This is a genomic window from Synechococcus sp. YX-04-1, from assembly GCF_030546365.1.
GTDB lineage: Bacteria > Cyanobacteriota > Cyanobacteriia > PCC-6307 > Cyanobiaceae > Parasynechococcus.
Window position 1 is genome coordinate 360,078 of sequence record NZ_JAUONZ010000002.1, and the last position, 15,849, is coordinate 375,926.

General features: G+C 58.0%; 30 protein-coding genes. 20 read left to right on the forward strand and 10 right to left on the reverse strand.

Going from position 1 to position 15,849, the window contains the following annotated elements; all coding sequences use genetic code 11:
* The first annotated feature begins 3 nt into the window (after nucleotides 1-3).
* Together Q3Y53_RS05475 and Q3Y53_RS05480 are read left to right on the forward strand one after the other, a co-directional pair.
* Nucleotides 4-501, forward strand: coding sequence for an early protein (E6) (locus Q3Y53_RS05475; RefSeq protein ID WP_303533748.1), 498 nt, complete (start codon nucleotides 4-6; stop codon nucleotides 499-501).
* Nucleotides 502-814: 313 nt separating this feature from the next.
* On the forward strand, nucleotides 815-1,132 hold the full coding sequence (locus tag Q3Y53_RS05480; RefSeq protein WP_303533751.1) for a hypothetical protein: 318 nt from the start codon (nucleotides 815-817) through the stop codon (nucleotides 1,130-1,132).
* 12 nt (nucleotides 1,133-1,144) lie between these two features.
* On the opposite strand, the gene Q3Y53_RS05485 is transcribed toward Q3Y53_RS05480, so the two are convergent.
* Nucleotides 1,145-1,300: a hypothetical protein gene (locus Q3Y53_RS05485; RefSeq protein ID WP_303533752.1), complete on the reverse strand. Its 156-nt coding sequence runs from the start codon at nucleotides 1,298-1,300 to the stop codon at nucleotides 1,145-1,147.
* A gap of 170 nt (nucleotides 1,301-1,470) precedes the next feature.
* Between Q3Y53_RS05485 and rpsU the strand changes: the two genes are divergently transcribed.
* The 4 genes from rpsU to Q3Y53_RS05505 all read left to right on the forward strand — a co-directional run bounded on the left by rpsU (nucleotide 1,471) and on the right by Q3Y53_RS05505 (nucleotide 2,952).
* Nucleotides 1,471-1,647 (forward strand): 30S ribosomal protein S21, encoded by a 177-nt coding sequence (rpsU, locus tag Q3Y53_RS05490; protein WP_009790002.1) that lies wholly within the window; start codon nucleotides 1,471-1,473, stop codon nucleotides 1,645-1,647.
* Between the two features lie 109 nt (nucleotides 1,648-1,756).
* Nucleotides 1,757-1,996 carry a hypothetical protein gene (locus Q3Y53_RS05495; protein ID WP_226425380.1) on the forward strand — a complete coding sequence of 80 codons (240 nt, stop codon included), beginning with the start codon at nucleotides 1,757-1,759 and terminating at the stop codon, nucleotides 1,994-1,996.
* 3 nt (nucleotides 1,997-1,999) lie between these two features.
* Nucleotides 2,000-2,683 carry a hypothetical protein gene (locus Q3Y53_RS05500; RefSeq protein WP_303533788.1) on the forward strand — a complete coding sequence of 228 codons (684 nt, stop codon included), beginning with the start codon at nucleotides 2,000-2,002 and terminating at the stop codon, nucleotides 2,681-2,683.
* Nucleotides 2,684-2,787: 104 nt separating this feature from the next.
* The gene (locus Q3Y53_RS05505) at nucleotides 2,788-2,952 is read left to right on the forward strand and encodes a hypothetical protein (RefSeq protein WP_303533790.1); all 165 of its coding nucleotides are present in this window, start codon (nucleotides 2,788-2,790) and stop codon (nucleotides 2,950-2,952) included.
* 212 nt (nucleotides 2,953-3,164) lie between these two features.
* On the opposite strand, the gene Q3Y53_RS05510 is transcribed toward Q3Y53_RS05505, so the two are convergent.
* The 3 genes from Q3Y53_RS05510 to Q3Y53_RS05520 form a co-directional block, all read right to left on the reverse strand.
* A complete protein-coding gene (locus Q3Y53_RS05510; RefSeq protein ID WP_226425383.1) occupies nucleotides 3,165-3,320 on the reverse strand; it encodes a hypothetical protein in 156 nt (51 codons plus the stop codon).
* A 108-nt stretch (nucleotides 3,321-3,428) separates the two neighbouring features.
* Complete coding sequence (locus Q3Y53_RS05515) at nucleotides 3,429-3,944, reverse strand: DoxX family protein (protein ID WP_303533792.1); 516 nt, start codon at nucleotides 3,942-3,944, stop codon at nucleotides 3,429-3,431.
* Between the two features lie 79 nt (nucleotides 3,945-4,023).
* On the reverse strand, nucleotides 4,024-4,242 hold the full coding sequence (locus Q3Y53_RS05520) for a CP12 domain-containing protein (RefSeq protein WP_226412441.1): 219 nt from the start codon (nucleotides 4,240-4,242) through the stop codon (nucleotides 4,024-4,026).
* Between the two features lie 188 nt (nucleotides 4,243-4,430).
* Here Q3Y53_RS05520 and Q3Y53_RS05525 point away from each other — a divergent pair, with 188 nt between their 5' ends.
* Complete coding sequence (locus Q3Y53_RS05525) at nucleotides 4,431-4,589, forward strand: hypothetical protein (protein WP_226400222.1); 159 nt, start codon at nucleotides 4,431-4,433, stop codon at nucleotides 4,587-4,589.
* A 148-nt stretch (nucleotides 4,590-4,737) separates the two neighbouring features.
* Here the strand turns inward: Q3Y53_RS05525 and Q3Y53_RS05530 are convergent, their stop codons facing one another.
* Complete coding sequence (locus tag Q3Y53_RS05530; protein WP_226425387.1) at nucleotides 4,738-4,908, reverse strand: hypothetical protein; 171 nt, start codon at nucleotides 4,906-4,908, stop codon at nucleotides 4,738-4,740.
* Between the two features lie 77 nt (nucleotides 4,909-4,985).
* On the opposite strand from Q3Y53_RS05530, the gene Q3Y53_RS05535 reads away from it, so the two are divergent.
* Together Q3Y53_RS05535 and Q3Y53_RS05540 are read left to right on the forward strand one after the other, a co-directional pair.
* Complete coding sequence (locus Q3Y53_RS05535) at nucleotides 4,986-5,483, forward strand: hypothetical protein (protein WP_303533801.1); 498 nt, start codon at nucleotides 4,986-4,988, stop codon at nucleotides 5,481-5,483.
* Between the two features lie 17 nt (nucleotides 5,484-5,500).
* Nucleotides 5,501-6,250 carry a sulfite exporter TauE/SafE family protein gene (locus Q3Y53_RS05540; protein WP_303533804.1) on the forward strand — a complete coding sequence of 250 codons (750 nt, stop codon included), beginning with the start codon at nucleotides 5,501-5,503 and terminating at the stop codon, nucleotides 6,248-6,250.
* On the opposite strand, the gene Q3Y53_RS05545 is transcribed toward Q3Y53_RS05540, so the two are convergent.
* A complete protein-coding gene (locus tag Q3Y53_RS05545; protein WP_303533807.1) occupies nucleotides 6,227-6,457 on the reverse strand; it encodes a hypothetical protein in 231 nt (76 codons plus the stop codon). The genes Q3Y53_RS05540 and Q3Y53_RS05545 overlap by 24 nt on opposite strands.
* A 97-nt stretch (nucleotides 6,458-6,554) precedes the next feature.
* Between Q3Y53_RS05545 and Q3Y53_RS05550 the strand changes: the two genes are divergently transcribed.
* The 8 genes from Q3Y53_RS05550 to Q3Y53_RS05585 all read left to right on the forward strand — a co-directional run bounded on the left by Q3Y53_RS05550 (nucleotide 6,555) and on the right by Q3Y53_RS05585 (nucleotide 10,136).
* Nucleotides 6,555-6,824 (forward strand): hypothetical protein, encoded by a 270-nt coding sequence (locus Q3Y53_RS05550; RefSeq protein WP_115024260.1) that lies wholly within the window; start codon nucleotides 6,555-6,557, stop codon nucleotides 6,822-6,824.
* Nucleotides 6,825-6,903: 79 nt separating this feature from the next.
* Entirely contained in the window at nucleotides 6,904-7,029 is a 126-nt protein-coding gene (locus Q3Y53_RS05555; protein WP_255445744.1) for a hypothetical protein, read from the forward strand.
* A gap of 4 nt (nucleotides 7,030-7,033) precedes the next feature.
* A complete protein-coding gene (locus tag Q3Y53_RS05560; protein WP_303533814.1) occupies nucleotides 7,034-7,933 on the forward strand; it encodes a DUF481 domain-containing protein in 900 nt (299 codons plus the stop codon).
* Nucleotides 7,933-8,379 carry a nuclear transport factor 2 family protein gene (locus Q3Y53_RS05565; RefSeq protein WP_226425391.1) on the forward strand — a complete coding sequence of 149 codons (447 nt, stop codon included), beginning with the start codon at nucleotides 7,933-7,935 and terminating at the stop codon, nucleotides 8,377-8,379. The genes Q3Y53_RS05560 and Q3Y53_RS05565 overlap by 1 nt, the downstream gene beginning before the upstream one ends.
* A 22-nt stretch (nucleotides 8,380-8,401) precedes the next feature.
* Nucleotides 8,402-8,911, forward strand: coding sequence for an ATP-binding protein (locus Q3Y53_RS05570; RefSeq protein ID WP_303533821.1), 510 nt, complete (start codon nucleotides 8,402-8,404; stop codon nucleotides 8,909-8,911).
* A 67-nt stretch (nucleotides 8,912-8,978) separates the two neighbouring features.
* Entirely contained in the window at nucleotides 8,979-9,161 is a 183-nt protein-coding gene (locus Q3Y53_RS05575; protein ID WP_226400277.1) for a hypothetical protein, read from the forward strand.
* A 17-nt stretch (nucleotides 9,162-9,178) separates the two neighbouring features.
* Nucleotides 9,179-9,580 (forward strand): OsmC family protein, encoded by a 402-nt coding sequence (locus tag Q3Y53_RS05580; protein ID WP_303533827.1) that lies wholly within the window; start codon nucleotides 9,179-9,181, stop codon nucleotides 9,578-9,580.
* Nucleotides 9,581-9,641: 61 nt separating this feature from the next.
* Nucleotides 9,642-10,136: a hemagglutinin gene (locus Q3Y53_RS05585; protein WP_226425688.1), complete on the forward strand. Its 495-nt coding sequence runs from the start codon at nucleotides 9,642-9,644 to the stop codon at nucleotides 10,134-10,136.
* Between the two features lie 412 nt (nucleotides 10,137-10,548).
* Here Q3Y53_RS05585 and Q3Y53_RS05590 read toward each other — a convergent pair whose 3' ends face one another.
* The 4 genes from Q3Y53_RS05590 to Q3Y53_RS05605 all read right to left on the reverse strand — a co-directional run bounded on the left by Q3Y53_RS05590 (nucleotide 10,549) and on the right by Q3Y53_RS05605 (nucleotide 13,698).
* Nucleotides 10,549-10,746, reverse strand: coding sequence for a hypothetical protein (locus Q3Y53_RS05590; protein WP_006851951.1), 198 nt, complete (start codon nucleotides 10,744-10,746; stop codon nucleotides 10,549-10,551).
* Between the two features lie 130 nt (nucleotides 10,747-10,876).
* The gene (locus tag Q3Y53_RS05595) at nucleotides 10,877-11,020 is read right to left on the reverse strand and encodes a hypothetical protein (RefSeq protein WP_226425397.1); all 144 of its coding nucleotides are present in this window, start codon (nucleotides 11,018-11,020) and stop codon (nucleotides 10,877-10,879) included.
* Nucleotides 11,021-11,196: 176 nt separating this feature from the next.
* A complete protein-coding gene (psbA, locus tag Q3Y53_RS05600) occupies nucleotides 11,197-12,273 on the reverse strand; it encodes a photosystem II q(b) protein (protein WP_226425408.1) in 1,077 nt (358 codons plus the stop codon).
* 141 nt (nucleotides 12,274-12,414) lie between these two features.
* The gene (locus Q3Y53_RS05605; RefSeq protein ID WP_303533845.1) at nucleotides 12,415-13,698 is read right to left on the reverse strand and encodes a YcjF family protein; all 1,284 of its coding nucleotides are present in this window, start codon (nucleotides 13,696-13,698) and stop codon (nucleotides 12,415-12,417) included.
* Between the two features lie 169 nt (nucleotides 13,699-13,867).
* Here Q3Y53_RS05605 and Q3Y53_RS05610 point away from each other — a divergent pair, with 169 nt between their 5' ends.
* Genes Q3Y53_RS05610 through Q3Y53_RS05620 form a run of 3 tightly spaced genes read left to right on the forward strand, consistent with a single transcriptional unit; the run spans nucleotide 13,868 to nucleotide 15,849 of the window.
* Nucleotides 13,868-14,770, forward strand: a complete 903-nt coding sequence (locus Q3Y53_RS05610) for a cation diffusion facilitator family transporter (protein WP_303534041.1) — start codon at nucleotides 13,868-13,870, stop codon at nucleotides 14,768-14,770.
* Complete coding sequence (locus Q3Y53_RS05615; RefSeq protein WP_303533848.1) at nucleotides 14,763-15,290, forward strand: hypothetical protein; 528 nt, start codon at nucleotides 14,763-14,765, stop codon at nucleotides 15,288-15,290. Before Q3Y53_RS05610 ends, Q3Y53_RS05615 begins: the two co-directional genes overlap by 8 nt.
* A gap of 16 nt (nucleotides 15,291-15,306) precedes the next feature.
* Nucleotides 15,307-15,849 carry a hypothetical protein gene (locus Q3Y53_RS05620; RefSeq protein ID WP_303533851.1) on the forward strand — a complete coding sequence of 181 codons (543 nt, stop codon included), beginning with the start codon at nucleotides 15,307-15,309 and terminating at the stop codon, nucleotides 15,847-15,849.

Here is a 15,849-nt window from a genome sequence, read left to right on the forward strand (position 1 = left end):
GCAATGCCCTCCAGTCCACGCAACCGAATCGGCGAGGTTTACGGCAAACTCACCGTGGTGCGCTCATCCGAACGGCGAACCAAAGCAGGAAACGCCTTTTGGTGGTGCCGCTGCAGCTGTGGGGCCGAGCGAGAAGTGCCCAGCGACAAGTTGTCGCTGAACACTGCCCGCCGCAAGCCCACCGTGAATGCCTGTGAAACCTGTGCTCGCGAACTTCAAATTGAAGGGGTGTATCGCAAAAACGATCGTGAGGAAAAACAACGGCGACAGGCGGCACTCGAAGCGAGATCAAAGCTGACAGGTCAGGTGCCTGAACGCTGGCTTTCTCTACCGCTTACCGATGCCCACGCACGAGAGCTGGGACAAAAACTCTTTTTCCGTGGCACCACTTGTCTGCGTGGACACTTAGCGCCATACCGCATTAACGGCGGTTGCCAGGCTTGCTCTGGTCAGACTCCATCAGCGGCAAATTCGCCATCAACCAAGCCCATAGGGTCATGACGGCGGCGCCAAAGGCCAACATTGCCAGGAGCTTGGCTTCCATTTAGAGGAAATCGAAATCGTCTTCCGAATCGCCGGAAAATGCATTCATCACGAGAGCAGATAAGGGCACAAATTCGGCCGCCAGCACAAGTATTTCCACGGTATTGAGATCAGATGACTGAACCTAACGGATTTGACTTTACAAAAAGTCATGAGCAATACCGTTCAATTGGAGTGAGTTCAAATACTCATTTCGGATCCAGGCATAGGCATTTCACTCCGTTGTCAGCCCAGACGACCGAATCAGACTGAACTGAGTCGGACAACGACGATGCCAAAGGTACTGAGGGCAGCCTCACAAACGATTCGCAATCTGCTCAAGCCAGCAGTTCTACACAGCCTGTCGGAAGACAGGCTCCGCAACGACCGTCAGAGCTACTTCGCCATGACGCGGGCGCTGGTGGATGCCCAACTCGAGTGGCGTGATGCGGAGCTGAGCTCACGCCTCTGGAAAGAAGTGGTTGAGCGTGGCATGGATCGCGGCCGGCTGCTTCACCTCTTGTACAGCGTTGAAGCTCATCACGATGAGGAGGCCATGCAGAACGCCGACATGGCCTTTCTGCAGCTAGTTGATCCGAAGGATCCCTGACGCGGAACTCCCTCAGAGCTCAAACATAGTTCCCAAGAGCATGGCGGGATGGGTCGACTCACCTGCCGTGCCGCGTTCGAGCTGAACGGCCATAACGCAGTGGGCCATGAAACGAACGGCCGAAAGAACAGCCAGACCAATGCACAGGGGGCAGTGCGTGAGGGTCAAGACGGGTGCCTACCGGAGTGATGGACCCATCCCAAAGCAGAAGCTGGGATGCGCCACGATCTCTTCAACAAGCGTCATGCAAGACGCTCAGCCCACAGCAGGCGGGCGGCGGTGTACGGGTAGAGGGCGGCTGGTAAGGTTGTTGTTTATTGCTCTCTTTCGGGGAACGGATGAGTCAGGTCACAGTCGGCGAAAACGAAGGTATTGAATCCGCGTTGCGGCGCTTCAAACGCTCCGTCGCCAAAGCCGGCATCTTTTCTGATCTGCGTCGGATCCGTCACCACGAGACCCCCGTTGAGAAATACAAGCGCAAGCTGAAGCAGCGTTCCCGCAACCGTCGTCGCTGATCGAGCACTTCATTCAAGAAACGGGCCACTGGGCCCGTTTTTTTTTGCTCACGGTGTGCCCTTGTTTTCGCCAGACTTCAGAAACGCTTAAGACGACCTAGAGCAGTCGATGGTGTTGATCAATCCTTTTTGTCCCATCAGTGCTGCAAAGATCGCTGGCTTGAAGACCACTGTGGTCTTGCTGTTGGTGATGTTGATGAAGTCGAAATTGCTGCGAATCAAGATGTCCCTCCTGGGTTCTGTTCTTGGATTCGCCATGTTGGTTGGCTTTCTGTTGACCACAGGCCTTCTCACCGTGATCGCTGGCGGAGCCGTTGCTTACGCCGCAACGCAAAACGGGAGCAACTGAGTCATGCGCAATCGTTTGCCCTTCTTGAGCGGACTTGCACTGGCAACCCTCGGGGTTTCAGGTCTTGCTGGCGGAGGTTTGCTTTGGAATTTTCAGGGCCGCACCCTGGGGCTCGGCAGCACCGTCACGGCATTGGTTCTGCTGGGAATCAGTTTTGTTCTGCTTCGGCCTGAACCGCGACTCGCACCCTTTGAAGTCCCTGAAGTCAGCCAGCCACTCAAGGTCAAAGCACCACAGGCATCCATCCTCGGCCTGATGCTGGCCGCCCTGGGCACCTTCGGAATGGCGGGTTCGGGATTGCTGTGGAACTTTCAGGGTCTGGCGTTAGGACTCACCGGAACCCTCACGGCCACCGTTGCTCTTCTGCTGAGCTTCGTTTTTCTGTGGCCCCTCGGCGCAGCCAAGCCCGCCAAGCAAAATGCTTTCCCCGCTGCAGCCAGCAGCACTTTGGGAGCAGAACAGGTTGAATCAATCAAAACCGTCTCGCAAATCGCTTCCCCGCAAACGACGGCAGAAGCGATCGCCGAGCTGTTGGCGGCCGATCAGAAGGACCGTCCTGAAACGCAATTGGTGAATTTCGCTCCGTTGCATCTTTTGCCTGGCCAACGTTTGTCCACAAGAACTCGACGCGGCGGACGTTCCCTTGGCCGATACCGCTCGATGGCTAACGACTTATTTAAGAGCTGAAATCTCTCCAGATATTGCGAAGCTGTCGGTGCCAGGGAGTGATATTGAGATCACGGCGCTGATTAGATCTCCAGGGTTCGTCAACGTTGTATCCAGCTTTTTCCATGTCCCGTCTCAGACGACGGGTGACAGGGATGAGTGCGATTGAAAGCACCAACGCTGCGAGGAGCAGAAAGGGAAGCAACGACAGCAGCCAAATGGTGGCCATGACGGTGATTAGCCCCGCCATGACCGACTTCAGCCATCGCGGCAGGGTTCTGCTCCGTTGACCTGGAAGTTGCTTCATGGCTCAGGACGCCCCATTCGCTCTTGAAAAAATCCGCTGGAGTTCACGTTGAAACGCTATTGCGCTGAGAGGTTCTCCCAGACGCCTGCGTTGGTTGCGCCGCAGCGCAGCTCCAATCCAACAAACCTGAACAGCAATCAGTAGCGAAGCGACGAGCAGGAATGGTGATTCAGCATCATTCCACTGCATCTCAGCTCAATAACTGGATTGAGGCAGGGTAAAGCCCGACTGCATATGGCCAAAATCCAGCATCACGTAGGTCAACCAGATCAACACTGCTGCAACACCAGCGCCTGCGGCAACCTTCGCCAATGAGCGGCCAATCATCTCGAGCAGGCTGACCTCTTTCATCGCGTTAAACCAACTTTGACGATTCTGACGCGTCTTCACCCCGCACCGTCGGCAACCATGAAAAAAGCCCCGCAGTTGCGGGGCTTTCGCAAATGATCACGCTGAGGTTCAGCGGCTGGCCACGACTTCTTCAAGAACAGCAGCCTCGCCGTTGGCGAAATCTGTGTCTTGCTCAGCAGAGAATTGCATGTCGGGCTCGAGGCGGCGAGCAATGAGCTCATCGATGGAGAAGACGCCAGGGCCACAGGCGAGAACAGCCACAGCAGCCGCGAAATAAAGCCCAAGCAGCTCAAGCAGGTAGATGTTGAAGCCGGCGGTAACGATGGCGTGATAGATGGCGACGGAGATCGTCCCCGCTACTGCCAACGCTCCCATCCGCGTCAACAATCCAGTGATCAGCAACCAGCTTCCGATCACCTCCGAGAAGGCAGCGACGTAGGAGAGCAAGATCGGAAAGGGGAGATGCAACGGACGAACGAATGCATCGGCAAAATTTTCGATATTGGCGAGCTTCTCGTAGCCGTGGTGAATCAGCAGAGCCCCCGTGAACACCCGAAGCACAAGCAGACCAAGGTCGCCTGCAATGGGACGGGAAAGGATGGCGCGAATCACTGCAGAACACATCGACTACACACAACTTAAATAAGTTGTGTGGCGAGGCGCGATGCCGCGCCTCGCCAAAGCCAGGAATGGGTACTTCTACTCAGTCGTCGTACACCAGGCACTCAGGCTCATCGGGGTTCTGCTCGCAGAACAGCTCAAGGGGGGAAGGGTCATGGGGATCATCAGGAAATTCCTTCTTGTGATCCAACAGCCACTGGAGCTCTTCTGTGAGATGACGCACCTTGCCATCGTTGTGCTCAGACAGGGCCTTGAGAAACTCCTCTTGGTCCTTCTGGATGTGCTCGTCAATCGTTTTCATCACTGAAACTGTCATCTGGCTGACATTCGGTTGTTAGCGAAGACAAGCCCGATCGATCAGTCGGTAGATCTACCTTTATGGCCGAAACCACACAACAGATCCGCTCCGGCGCCTATCACGTCCTGTGACACCGCAGTGGCCATTTGACGTTGGCCGAAGGAAAGTCAGGTTGGCTGATCATTGAGTGGATGCCATTTTCAGAACGCAGTGTTCTCACGGGACTGCTCGTCTTTGCCATAGGAGTTGTGGTTGGAATCGGGATTGGCTCAGCCAGTGCTGTTGCCGCCCTGACCCAGGGCGCACCCGATGTTCTCCAGACCTGGTCGGGAGTTGTTGCCCTGCCTTGAAAACTTGACTTCGCCTCAATTCCTGTCTATCAGGGTCACAGATCGGGTGAGTCGCACGATGCTGACACGTGATCGAATGATCTTCAGTCGTGACAGAAGAACGATGCGGCAATTCCTCAATCGGCTTCAACGTTTTCTGTTCGGATAATTAGCGTGTTCCGACACTGATATTGCCAGCGCCAATCAGATGTGCGAGGCGTGCAGTGAGTTTCAGTTCGGTTCGATCAAATTGATCCTGATTGCCGGCAACGTAGGCAAGCTCTTCATCCGTGATCACCTGGTGGGTGACGGCATCAAGGTAGATCTGAACCAAGGACATCCAAACCGGCACCAACCGACAGCCATCCTGGCAACACTGGAGTGCAAACGGTGAATCGGGCCGCGCGGAACTGAGTCATGGATCGAGAAACCATTCAGAGCCTGATCAAGCAATGCAGTTTGGGGTTGTTTGATCTGGCCTGTGCCGTCAGCGGACACCCCAGCTGGGACCTCAACCTGCCAGTGGGGGTGATTGATGCACGACGCTCCAAACCGAAGCTGATGGTGAGCGCCATCGGCACCATCAACTCAACGTTGAAAGCCTCATCCACCATTGCCCACCCGTTGATGGTTCGCCTGTTCGAACGTTTCGAAGACGTGGGCCTGGAAGAGGCGCTGACGGAAATGAAACGTGGTGAAGATGGAGAGGCGTTCTGCGAGGTCTGGCAGGCCTACAGGGATGAACGCCGTTGCGGTGATACCCCGATGTGGAGCATCGAGGACGCGACGGCCTTTGTGGTGCAATCCCGCGAAGCCCACGCTGATCGTGAAGTGGCCTGCGTCGCCATTCTTCCGGGGGAGCCCCATCGCATCCTCACGTTTTCGGTGCCAATCGCCTTCCTGACACGAGATTGAGTGTGTCCGAACTGCTGATGCAAATCGCCCTGCTGGGCATCGCCATTGGCGCCAATGCCCTTTCAGCTCTGGCGGGAGGTGGGGCGGGACTGGTTCAACTGCCCGCACTAATCCTTCTCGGCCTGCCCTTTGCCATGGCACTGGCCACCCACAAAGTGGCCAGCGTTGCCCTGGGGCTGGGGGCTACAGGGCGTCATTGGCGTGCCAGCAGCCTTGACCTAAAACGCTCGGCGCTGGTATTGGCCGCCGGTCTTCCAGGAGTGTTTGTGGGGGCCAGCATGGTTCTTGCGCTGCCCGATCAAGCGGCCACCGCCAGCCTTGGGCTGCTGACCCTGGGGCTTGGGCTTTACTCGGCTCGGAAACCGGATCTGGGAACGACAGACCAGCCCCGCCCGCTGACAGCCCGCACCATCGGGCTTGGCAGCTGCGGGCTGTTCATCATCGGCATTCTCAACGGCTCACTCACCTCAGGCACGGGGTTGTTCGTCACCCTTTGGCTGGTGCGCTGGTTCGGGCTGAGTTACTCCAGAGCCGTCGCCCACACCCTGGTGCTGGTGGGCCTGGGATGGAATGGCACCGGTGCGCTGGTGCTGGGTCTGAGCGGAGAAATCCGTTGGGACTGGCTTCCTGCCCTGGTTCTCGGATCGTTGGTCGGAGGCTTCCTGGGGGCCCACTATTCCCTGGTGAAAGGCAGCCGCGTGGTCAAACGATCCTTTGAGATCTTGGCGCTGCTCATGGGCGGATCACTCCTCATCCGCAGTTTCTGAATCGGCGTCTGCAAGAAAACGCCCCGAGAACCGTGTGGCCAAAACCACTGTTGCGGCCCCATAGGCGATGAACGTCACCGCCTGTCCAGAGCTGGCCGTTTCGTAGACCTCACCCGTCAGCAGCATCCAGTCCATCAAGGACGCCACCGTTCCCCAGATCACCACCCATACGGACACGTAAGCAACACCGCGAAAGGTCCGATTCACAAAGCCATGGGTCGAGCGAACCCGACGCTAGGGGAAGCCGCTCGAACGAGGAAGGCCGTCGGCTCCCGTAATGTCGGTGATTGATCCGATTGAGGGGATGCCGAAGAAACGCCGCAAGCTCAACAAGGACATGGAAGCGGAAATGGCCGCTGCCAAGCGAAAGATTGAGCTAGTGGGCGCGCTGATCAACGACATCCGGAATGAAGACATCCAGGCTGAGTACCTCGGCGCCTTCACGCAGATCCGAAGCGCCGTGGTGAATCTCATCGCCAAATACACCACCGACGGATTCTGCGAAGAGACAGAAGGCCTGCTCGCGCTTTACAAGGGGCTGATCCAGCAATTTGAAGAGGAGTACGAGCTCTAGGAGGAGCTCGTACTGGTTGGCATGGGAACAGGCACCAGCGCAGCACAGCGTTTAAGTTCACTAGCCTTTGTGCCTTGCCATGGCTCTTCGAGAGACCAAACCTCAGGTGTCGCCACTGCGCCTGAAGATCACCGTGTTGATCGCCGGCTTCGGGCCACTGCTCGCCATCGGCCTGTGGCTTCAGTCCAAGGGTTTTTTCAGCTGACGCTATGCACCGTTCCCTCGCCACGGCTGGACTTCTGAGCCTTTGCCTGGTTCCCAGCGTGAGCTGGGCCGAGACCATCACCTTGACCCTGCGCAACGGCGACAGCCTGCACGGGGAATTGATTGAGCGAAATCCAAACAACGGAACCACGGTGCTGAACCATCCCCAGCTGGGACGGTTGGAAGTCACTGCAGAGCAACTCAAACCAGCCACCACTAAGCCCCTTTGGGTCAGCTCGATGTCCGCCGGTGTGATCGGCAATGAAAAGGACGGCGACACCTCCCTTTCGGTCAGCTTCACCGGAAAAACGCGCTACAAGGACGAACAACAGAAGCTGTCATTGAGCGGCAGCTTCAACGCAAGCAAGTCGAAGGATGCAGGAGAGGCACTCTCCATCGATACGGAGAAAGGGTCTGCGGAACTCCGCTACGACAAATCCATCGGTTCCAACCTCGATCTGTTTGCTCTGAGCAGTTACCAATACAACGGCACCAATGATTCCGGGGTGAACACCGTTCTGGGGAACATCGGTGTGGCATTCCCGCTACTGAAGTCAGACACAACTGAACTCATCGTCTCCATTGGTCCGTCGTTGCAGTGGAGCGGGGGAGGCATCACCTGTTTCAGCGACACGTTTTGCGGCAATAGCTATGGCGGCGCAACGCTGACGGCCGATCTCAGCTGGAAACCCTGGCCTTCGCTCCAGTTCGGGCTTCAAAACCAGTTCACGACGGTCTGGGCGAATGAGGTTCAACCGGCCAACACCCTGACCGCTGAGGTGCGCTACTACCCCGCAGAGAACAGCAAGTTGTTCACAACATTGCGGGTGCAATCGATTTACCAAAGCATGAACACACCCGAGTTGAACAACACCATCACCGCTCAGGTGGGCGCCGACTTCTGATGACAACACCCATACTTCACCCCCCGCTGGATGCAGAACAGATCCGTGCCCTGTTCACCAAGCCTTACGGCAAGCCCGGCCCCACAGCTGCGCAATGGAAGGCGGTCTACGCCAACGACGTGCATTTCACCGATCCGACCCAGGAACGGCAGGGAATTGACGCCTACATCCTTGCCCAGGATGGTCTGATGCAGCGCTGTGATGACGTTTTCCTGGAAACAGAATCAGTGGTGGTGAATGGTGAAACAGCCTTTGTTGAATGGCGCATGGGCCTCAAAATCAAAGGGATTGAATTCATCTACCCCGGCGCAACCCGACTCAGCTTCAATCCGGATGGAAAGATCGGGGATCACCGTGATTATTTTGATTTTGTCGGCCCAACGTTCGCTCCGGTGCCCGTGATTGGTGGACTGGTGCGGTGGCTCTACAAACGGTTCGTTGCCTGAACCACGGCCACAGGGCCATCTGTTGATCGGCCCACCGGGCAGCGGAAAGTCCACCCTCACCGCGATCCTCGCTCCGCTTCTCCCTGCACGGGTGATCAGCAATGACGCTCTGAGGGAACAGTTATGGGGGGACCCGAAGGTGCAGGGCCCTTGGTCTGAATTGGAGCCCCATCTTCATGGCGCCATCGACAGCGCCGTCGCCCATGGCGACAACGTGCTTGTGGATGCGACCCATGCGCAACTCAACTGGCGCCAACGGTTGATGCACCGAAGCCAGGGGGCTGGACACATTCAATGGACCGGCTGGTGGCTGCAAACACCCTTGGATCAGTGCCTGGTCTGGAACCGGTCCCGCCAACGATCCGTTCCAGAGTCCGTGATTCATGCAATGCACTGCAGGCTGAGCAGCCCACCTGACAGGCCAGAACTCAGCGAAGGATTCACAAGCTTGATCCGCCTCAATCCCGCCGGCTCACACCTCAACGAAGAGATCAGCCGTGCGATCCAAGCCATCCATCATCGGTCGCCATGAAGAAAGGTGAGCAGGTCATGCACCCCCTATGGAGTCCCATCAACGTGATTCCAACCGCATCCTTGTCATGAAGCTCGGCGAGCTCTTTCTCGAAGCCATGTCCACCGGCGTGATCACCAACGGAGAGATGGCATGGGTAACCGCCCGACAAGATCAATTCTCACGAACTGAGGAAGCTGTTGCGCAACGGCTCGGCCGGTTGATCGATGAAGGCACGATTCAGCTGGGTTGTCGCATGCCTGTGGCCTGATTGATGGCAGGGCTCTGATGACGCGCATGTCCTGCCGCTACACCGGCGATCTGCACTGTTCAGCCGAACATGGGCCCTCCGGTGTGTCGTTGAGCACCGATGCTCCGCCCGATCATGACGGTCGGGGGGAAAGCTTTTCACCAACAGATTTATTGGCCACCGCCCTGGGCACTTGCATCTTGACCGTGATGGGAATCACGGCCAAACGCCGAAACTGTTCTGTCACCGGCGCAGAAGCATCTGTCGAGAAGATCATGACCCAAACGGGGCCCCGCAAGATCGAAATACTTCGGGTGTGGATCACCCTGCCCCAAGGCTTATCGGAGGATCAAATTCAGTTGTTCAGGCGTGTTGCGAATGACTGCCCGGTGAAACGCAATTTGGAGTCATCCATGACGATTGATTTGATCTGGTGCTGATCATCAGCTTTTCTCGCAGAACGGATTTAAAGCAGAAAGAAGAAGAACAAGAGGAGGCACGGTGAGACTTCACTTCATACCAATTCATGTCTTCCGAGAAACCCCATCGGTGACATTCTTTGATGCTGGGGTTCCAGGAAGCAATGGTACTGACGTGGTCGCACACCATGGCGCCGCGACGTCACCCCCCGACCAAAACGGTTCAGAGCAGTACTACGTGCACCGACATCAGGTAGACAACAACCTTGTACTTGAGGGTTCTCGAACCTTCACGTTGCTCAATCCGGCTTGGGATCACCCACATCACATCATTCATTTAATCCGAGCGATGGGTGCTCTCCAAATCCCTATCGGCACCTATCACCGCTCCGTTTCCAGCGACGAAGGAAGCCTGGTTCTGAACCAGTCCATGCGTGATCAGGGATTTGATTACAGAACAGAATTCATCCCAGTAAGGCTTGAAGAACGAGAGGATCTCCTTAAGGCAAAAGCAACAATTCCATGGATTTGGAGCTGGAAAGATGGGCACATCTGCAGAGACCACGACGCTCAGTGATGGTGCTTACGTCGCCGTGAATGACGATGCATCCGCTTCACCAAGCGGCCGCTGACGGAACGATCTTCAGCACACTCGAACTGATTCCAACGCCATCCCAGCCAGGACAGCGCCACGACGATGGCAATGGCGATTAACCAACCCACGAGGACAACGGCTCAAGAGAACAACTCAGAGGCAAAGACTGCTGGACCACAGCTCTTCCTCATCACCAAGATGCGTCCGAACGCAGGTGGTGACGCACTCGCCATCATCGATCGAACAGGTGGTGATGCACTCCAGGCATGCCTCAACCGAATCCCAGGTTCCAGCCTGTTGTTGCTCCATAGCCTTCTCAACCGACTAAGTGCGTTGTAGGCCGCTAATCGGTCGCTGTCGCTGCTTCCGTAAAGAGGAGTGAAGGCGACGGGTTTCAGCGCTGACCATCCTGATCGAGGCTGAACTCGAGCAATGCTGCCGTGAGCAAGGTCTTCATCGACTGCAGCGCCTCCTGCTCCCTGGGATCAGGCCCCCCCGGCCATTTCTCAAGGTGAAAGCTCACCGAGCGGTGGAGCAGGCGAACAGCTTCAAGGTCCAGATCGAACTGGAGGGTGGGGCGGGGCTCACTCATCTCCCCATTCTCCCCAACAACACGCTGACAACAGAGAAGGAAGCGTATAGTACATAAATACTAAAAGCAAAAGATGGGCATCGTTAACGCTCCGCCGGCAAGCACCTGGCCGCCGATGGGCTCGATGCAGCTAAGACCCAGCCGGTCGCTCATGGTGTGCCTGACCTGCCAACACTTTCAGCACACCCTCACTGAGGGAGGAGTCACCCAGCCAGCTTGCGCTCACCACCAACAGCGCCTCCCCCAAGGAGCACACCTCACGCACCGCTGCCACCAATGGATGCAACGGCTAGAGAAAGAGATCGGCTGGTGTCCTGAAGGGGCCTGATTCGCCGCCCATCCTTCACAGCCAACACACCAACAAAAAAAGCCCCCTCCTCGGAGGGGGCTTTCCGATTCAGTTGATCTGAATCGTTTTGGCTGTTCCAGAAGGAACAGGTTGATTCCAGATCAACCGATGGCAGGAGCCTGCAGAGCCACAGGAGTGGACTCAACAGCAGCCAGGTCGAGGGGGAAGTTGTGAGCGTTGCGCTCGTGCTGCACTTCCATGCCGAGGTTGGCGCGGTTCAGCACATCAGCCCAGGTGTTCAGGACGCGGCCCTGACTATCCAGGATGGACTGGTTGAAGTTGAAGCCGTTCAGGTTGAAGGCCATGGTGCTGATGCCCATGGACGTGAACCAAATGCCGACAACAGGCCAGGCGCCCAGGAAGAAGTGAAGGCTACGGCTGTTGTTGAAGGAGGCGTATTGGAAGATCAGGCGACCGAAGTAACCGTGGGCAGCCACGATGTTGTAGGTCTCTTCCTCTTGGCCAAACTTGTAGCCGTAGTTCTGGGACTCGCTCTCGGTGGTTTCACGCACCAGGGAGGAGGTCACCAGGGAGCCGTGCATGGCGGAGAACAAGCTGCCGCCGAAAACACCTGCGACGCCCAGCATGTGGAAGGGGTGCATCAGGATGTTGTGCTCGGCCTGGAACACCAACATGAAGTTGAAGGTGCCAGAGATGCCCAGGGGCATGCCATCAGAGAAGGAGCCCTGACCGAAGGGGTAAACCAAGAAAACAGCCATCGCTGCAGACAGCGGAGCGCTGTAGGCAACGCAGATCCAGGGGCGCATGCCCAGGCGGTAGGAGAGCTCCCACTGGCGACCCATGTAGGCGGAAATGCCGATGAGGAAGTGGAAGCAGACCAACTGATAAGGACCGCCGTTGTACAGCCACTCATCAAGGGAAGCAGCTTCCCAGATGGGATAGAAGTGCAGGCCGATGGCGTTGGAAGACGGAATAACAGCACCGGAGATGATGTTGTTGCCGTAGATCAGGGAGCCAGCGACAGGCTCGCGGATGCCATCGATATCAACCGGGGGAGCGGCGATAAAAGCAATGGTGAAGCAGATGGTGGCCGCCAGGAGGCAGGGAATCATCAGCACGCCGAACCAACCCACATAGATGCGGTTGTTGGTGTCGGTCACCCACTGACAAAAGGCTCCCCAATTGCTCTGGCGTCCGCTGCGAATTGCGGTGGACATGGAAGAAAAGAAGACGGATAAACCTCTCCCAAAAAAATGGGACAGGTGAAACAAGTTTATGGAGAGAACCTTCCGTTACATGGCAACTCAATAATCGGAATCAGCTCTCAAAAAAACTTCATTAAGCGCTTTACGAAGCATTCATGAAGTTGCATGAAGCAGCCAGTCACGGGATTGCTGAACGAAGCCGTTCCAGTTCATCCGTTCCTCCTCAGCAGCCCGAGCCACCAACAACGGCGCTTGCTGCTTCAACGCCACAAGATCGAGCTCATCAACACCGGCATTGATCGCCAGCCAATCCGCCATGGATCGGCCCACCACACGGGTGAGGTAAGCCGCACTGAGGGCCTGCATCGAACCAGCGATCAGCCAACTCCCCCCGTCCAGCTTGGCCAGTCCAAGCAAGGTCTGACCGGTCCACTCCACCACGCCCTGGGCGAGCGCCACGCGAGCCAGCTGTGCCGCCGCTTCCCTGAGCACATCGGGCTGCAGCGACGCCCCCCAGATCTCACCCATCTCCTTGATCATCAAACCGTTGGCCACAGTGACGGCAAGAAGATCAAGGCTGGCGATGGGGGATGCCATCACAGACCCAGCCACCACCCACTGGGTGCGTTGCTGGATCTGCAGAAAGCGCTCACGTCGAAGCGATTCGAGGTCACGCTGCCAACGGCGATGCAGTTCCGCCAGCAGCCGCGGCCGCGTCTCGATCGCAGCCTGTTTCAGCGAACTGCGCAGCGGTGCCAGGGCAGCCCTCAGGTTCATCGAAGGCTCCTGAACCAGGATCCGCTCGCGCCAGCGCTCGGGAAGGTCATCCCGAATTGAATCGATGGCATCGGTCGACGCGTCCTGCACTTCGGTCGCCACGAGCAGCCAAGCCGGCTGATCGTCCGGCACCTGCTGAAGCCAGAGCAGATCTGAGGCCAGCAGTGGCGCCTTCAGGCTAAACAGGATCAGATCTTGATCCAGCAGGCCGCGGGGCCAGCAACGGCTGCCGTCATCGGTGGTCAGGGGATGGCAGAGCGACAGCGTCAATGGCACCGGGCCAGCCAGAGAGCTGCTGAGGTCTGCTTCATTCGGTCCCTGAGAAGCTCCCAAGGCGACCATTGCCATGCGCACAGGACCGCTGCGGTCCAGCACTGACTTGAGTTCAGCGCGACGGGCCAGATCCGCGGAGGGTTGCTGCTCAAAACCCGCGAACTGATCCAACACTTCCTGGCATCGAGCCATCCATCCATTCAGCGATACCGGTGGTGTGAAACGCGGTTGGCTTGGCTTGCGCCCAAGCCAGATCACAACGCCACCGGCGGCCAGCAGCCCCAGCCCCCCGCCGGGAATGTGCATCACATCACTGACCAGCCACTGTCCAGCAAGCAGACCAGCCCCAGCCAGAGCCAGCGGCCGCAGCAGCGACGACGGTGGCATCACCAGGTCTGGCAATGAAGCCGGGAGTTTCAACAGTAAGGCTGCTGTAGCAGTGGCCCTTCTTAGCTCAACCCACCACCTGAAACCAGAACTTCAGGCCAGAAGGACGACTTCTCCATAAGTTGGGAACAGGCCGGAGTCAGCCGTGACACACAGTCATCCCATAGCGATGGTCGACAACCGCCGGGGGGTGCGCAGGGTTCTCATAGTGGCCCTGGCCCTGAACATCACCATGTCGCTGCTGAAGCTTCTGGTGGGGGCCATGAGTGGCTCCCTGGCGGTGATCGCTGACGGCATGCACAGCGCCACCGATGCGCTGTCCAGCCTCACGGGACTGGTCACCAACAAACTTTCCGATCCACGGCCCGACCGGGATCACCCCTATGGCCACCGTAAATACGAGGCTGTCGGAGCCCTCGGTATCGCTGGGTTCATCCTCTTCACAGCAATCGAAATCCTGCTGCGTTCAGGGGAGAGGCTCCTCGAGGGCCTGCCACCCATCCGTGTGACAAGCCAGGAGCTCGTGCTGCTAACGCTCGTGCTGGGATTCAATCTCCTGCTGGCGGGATATGAGCTTCGAGAAGGTCGGCGACTGAACAGCAACCTGCTCAAAGCAGATGCCCAGCATGCGGCGAGCGACGTTTGGACCACCGTGGTGGTGCTGGTGGGCATGGCGGGGGCGGTCTGGCTGCAGGTGAGCTGGCTCGACGTCGCGCTGGCCATCCCGATGGCGCTCCTGCTGATCCGTGTGTGCTGGCAGGTGCTGCGCGGCACCCTGCCCTGGTTGGTGGACCACATGGCGGTTGCCCCTGAAGCCATCTATGCCGAAGCTATGGCCACCGCCGGAGTGATGAACTGCCACGACATCGCCAGCCGGGGCGTTCTGGGCCAGCAGGTGTTCATCGAAATGCATATGGTTGTCGACGCAGACGACCTCACCAAGGCGCACAGGATCACCGAGGAGGTGGAAGAGCGCTTGGACGAAAGCTTCGGGCCGGTGCGGTGCACCATCCATCTGGAACCCAAGGACTACGTGGAGGACGGGATCACCTACACCGGCGCCCATGGCTGATGTCGACACCGCAACACATGAGCTCGCTGGACTGACCGTGCGTCAGCAGCGGGGGCTGATTGAGGTGCTCGATGAAGTTCGCCGTGCCGAAGGCTGGTCTTGGCAACTTCCGGTGTTGCTGCGGGAACGATGCTGGCTGCGGCTATCTCGCACTCCCCTGACCGAGCTGCACCGCTTGCTCCCTCCGGATGGACGCGATGAGGCGCCAGAACTGATGCAGTACCGGCGGTTGCTGCAGCAGGGAATGGATCCACTGATGGCCCAACAAAACTGCTGGCATGACTTCGGCATCGAGGACTGCCAGAGAGCGCTGCGGGACTACTGGAACAGTCGTGACACTGCCATCCACGGTTGGACAGCCGAGCGGTACCGACAACTGGTGAGCAGCTATCGCGAACGGATTGATCGGGGAATCACAGCGGTTCCGATGCTCGTGCTGGCTCGGAAGAACAGCGTTGAATGCCACCAGCTGCTCTGGATCACCGAAAACACCCCGGTGATGCGTCACACTTGCGCCTGATTCCAGGCCATGGGCCATGAGTGATTCCTACAGCGATCCCCAACAACAGGCGGGACAGGGAGACGGCGGCCGAGACGGTCAGCGCAGTCGTGGCAACCGTGGCGGCGGCCGTGAAGGCGGCCGTGAAGGCGGAGGCTTCCGGATTCGCCTGAGTGACAACGAAATGCGCTCGGCAAGGGCACTGCAGGAGGCCTTCAATCTCCGCTCAACCGTTGCCGTTCTGGGTTTCGCAGTCCGCAGCCTCGGCCAAATGCTGGAAGAAGGCCAACTCGACGCCCTGATCGAGCAGCAACGCAATCAGCCTGCCCGGGGTGGCCGGCGTGATGGTGGTAGCCGCGATGGTGGAGGTCGCGATGGTGGAGGTCGCGGGCGCCGTTTTGACGACGAGCGCGGCAGCCGCGGATCCCGCCCGAACCCCTTCGCCCGACCTTCCAAACCCCAGCCGGAAGTCCAGGCTGAACCGGTTGACGAGCCAGAGGTGGAACCGGTGGTGGAGCCGGTGGTGGAGTCAGAAGTAGCCCCCAGCGACGACACCAAAACCGAAGCAACCGAGGTCTGA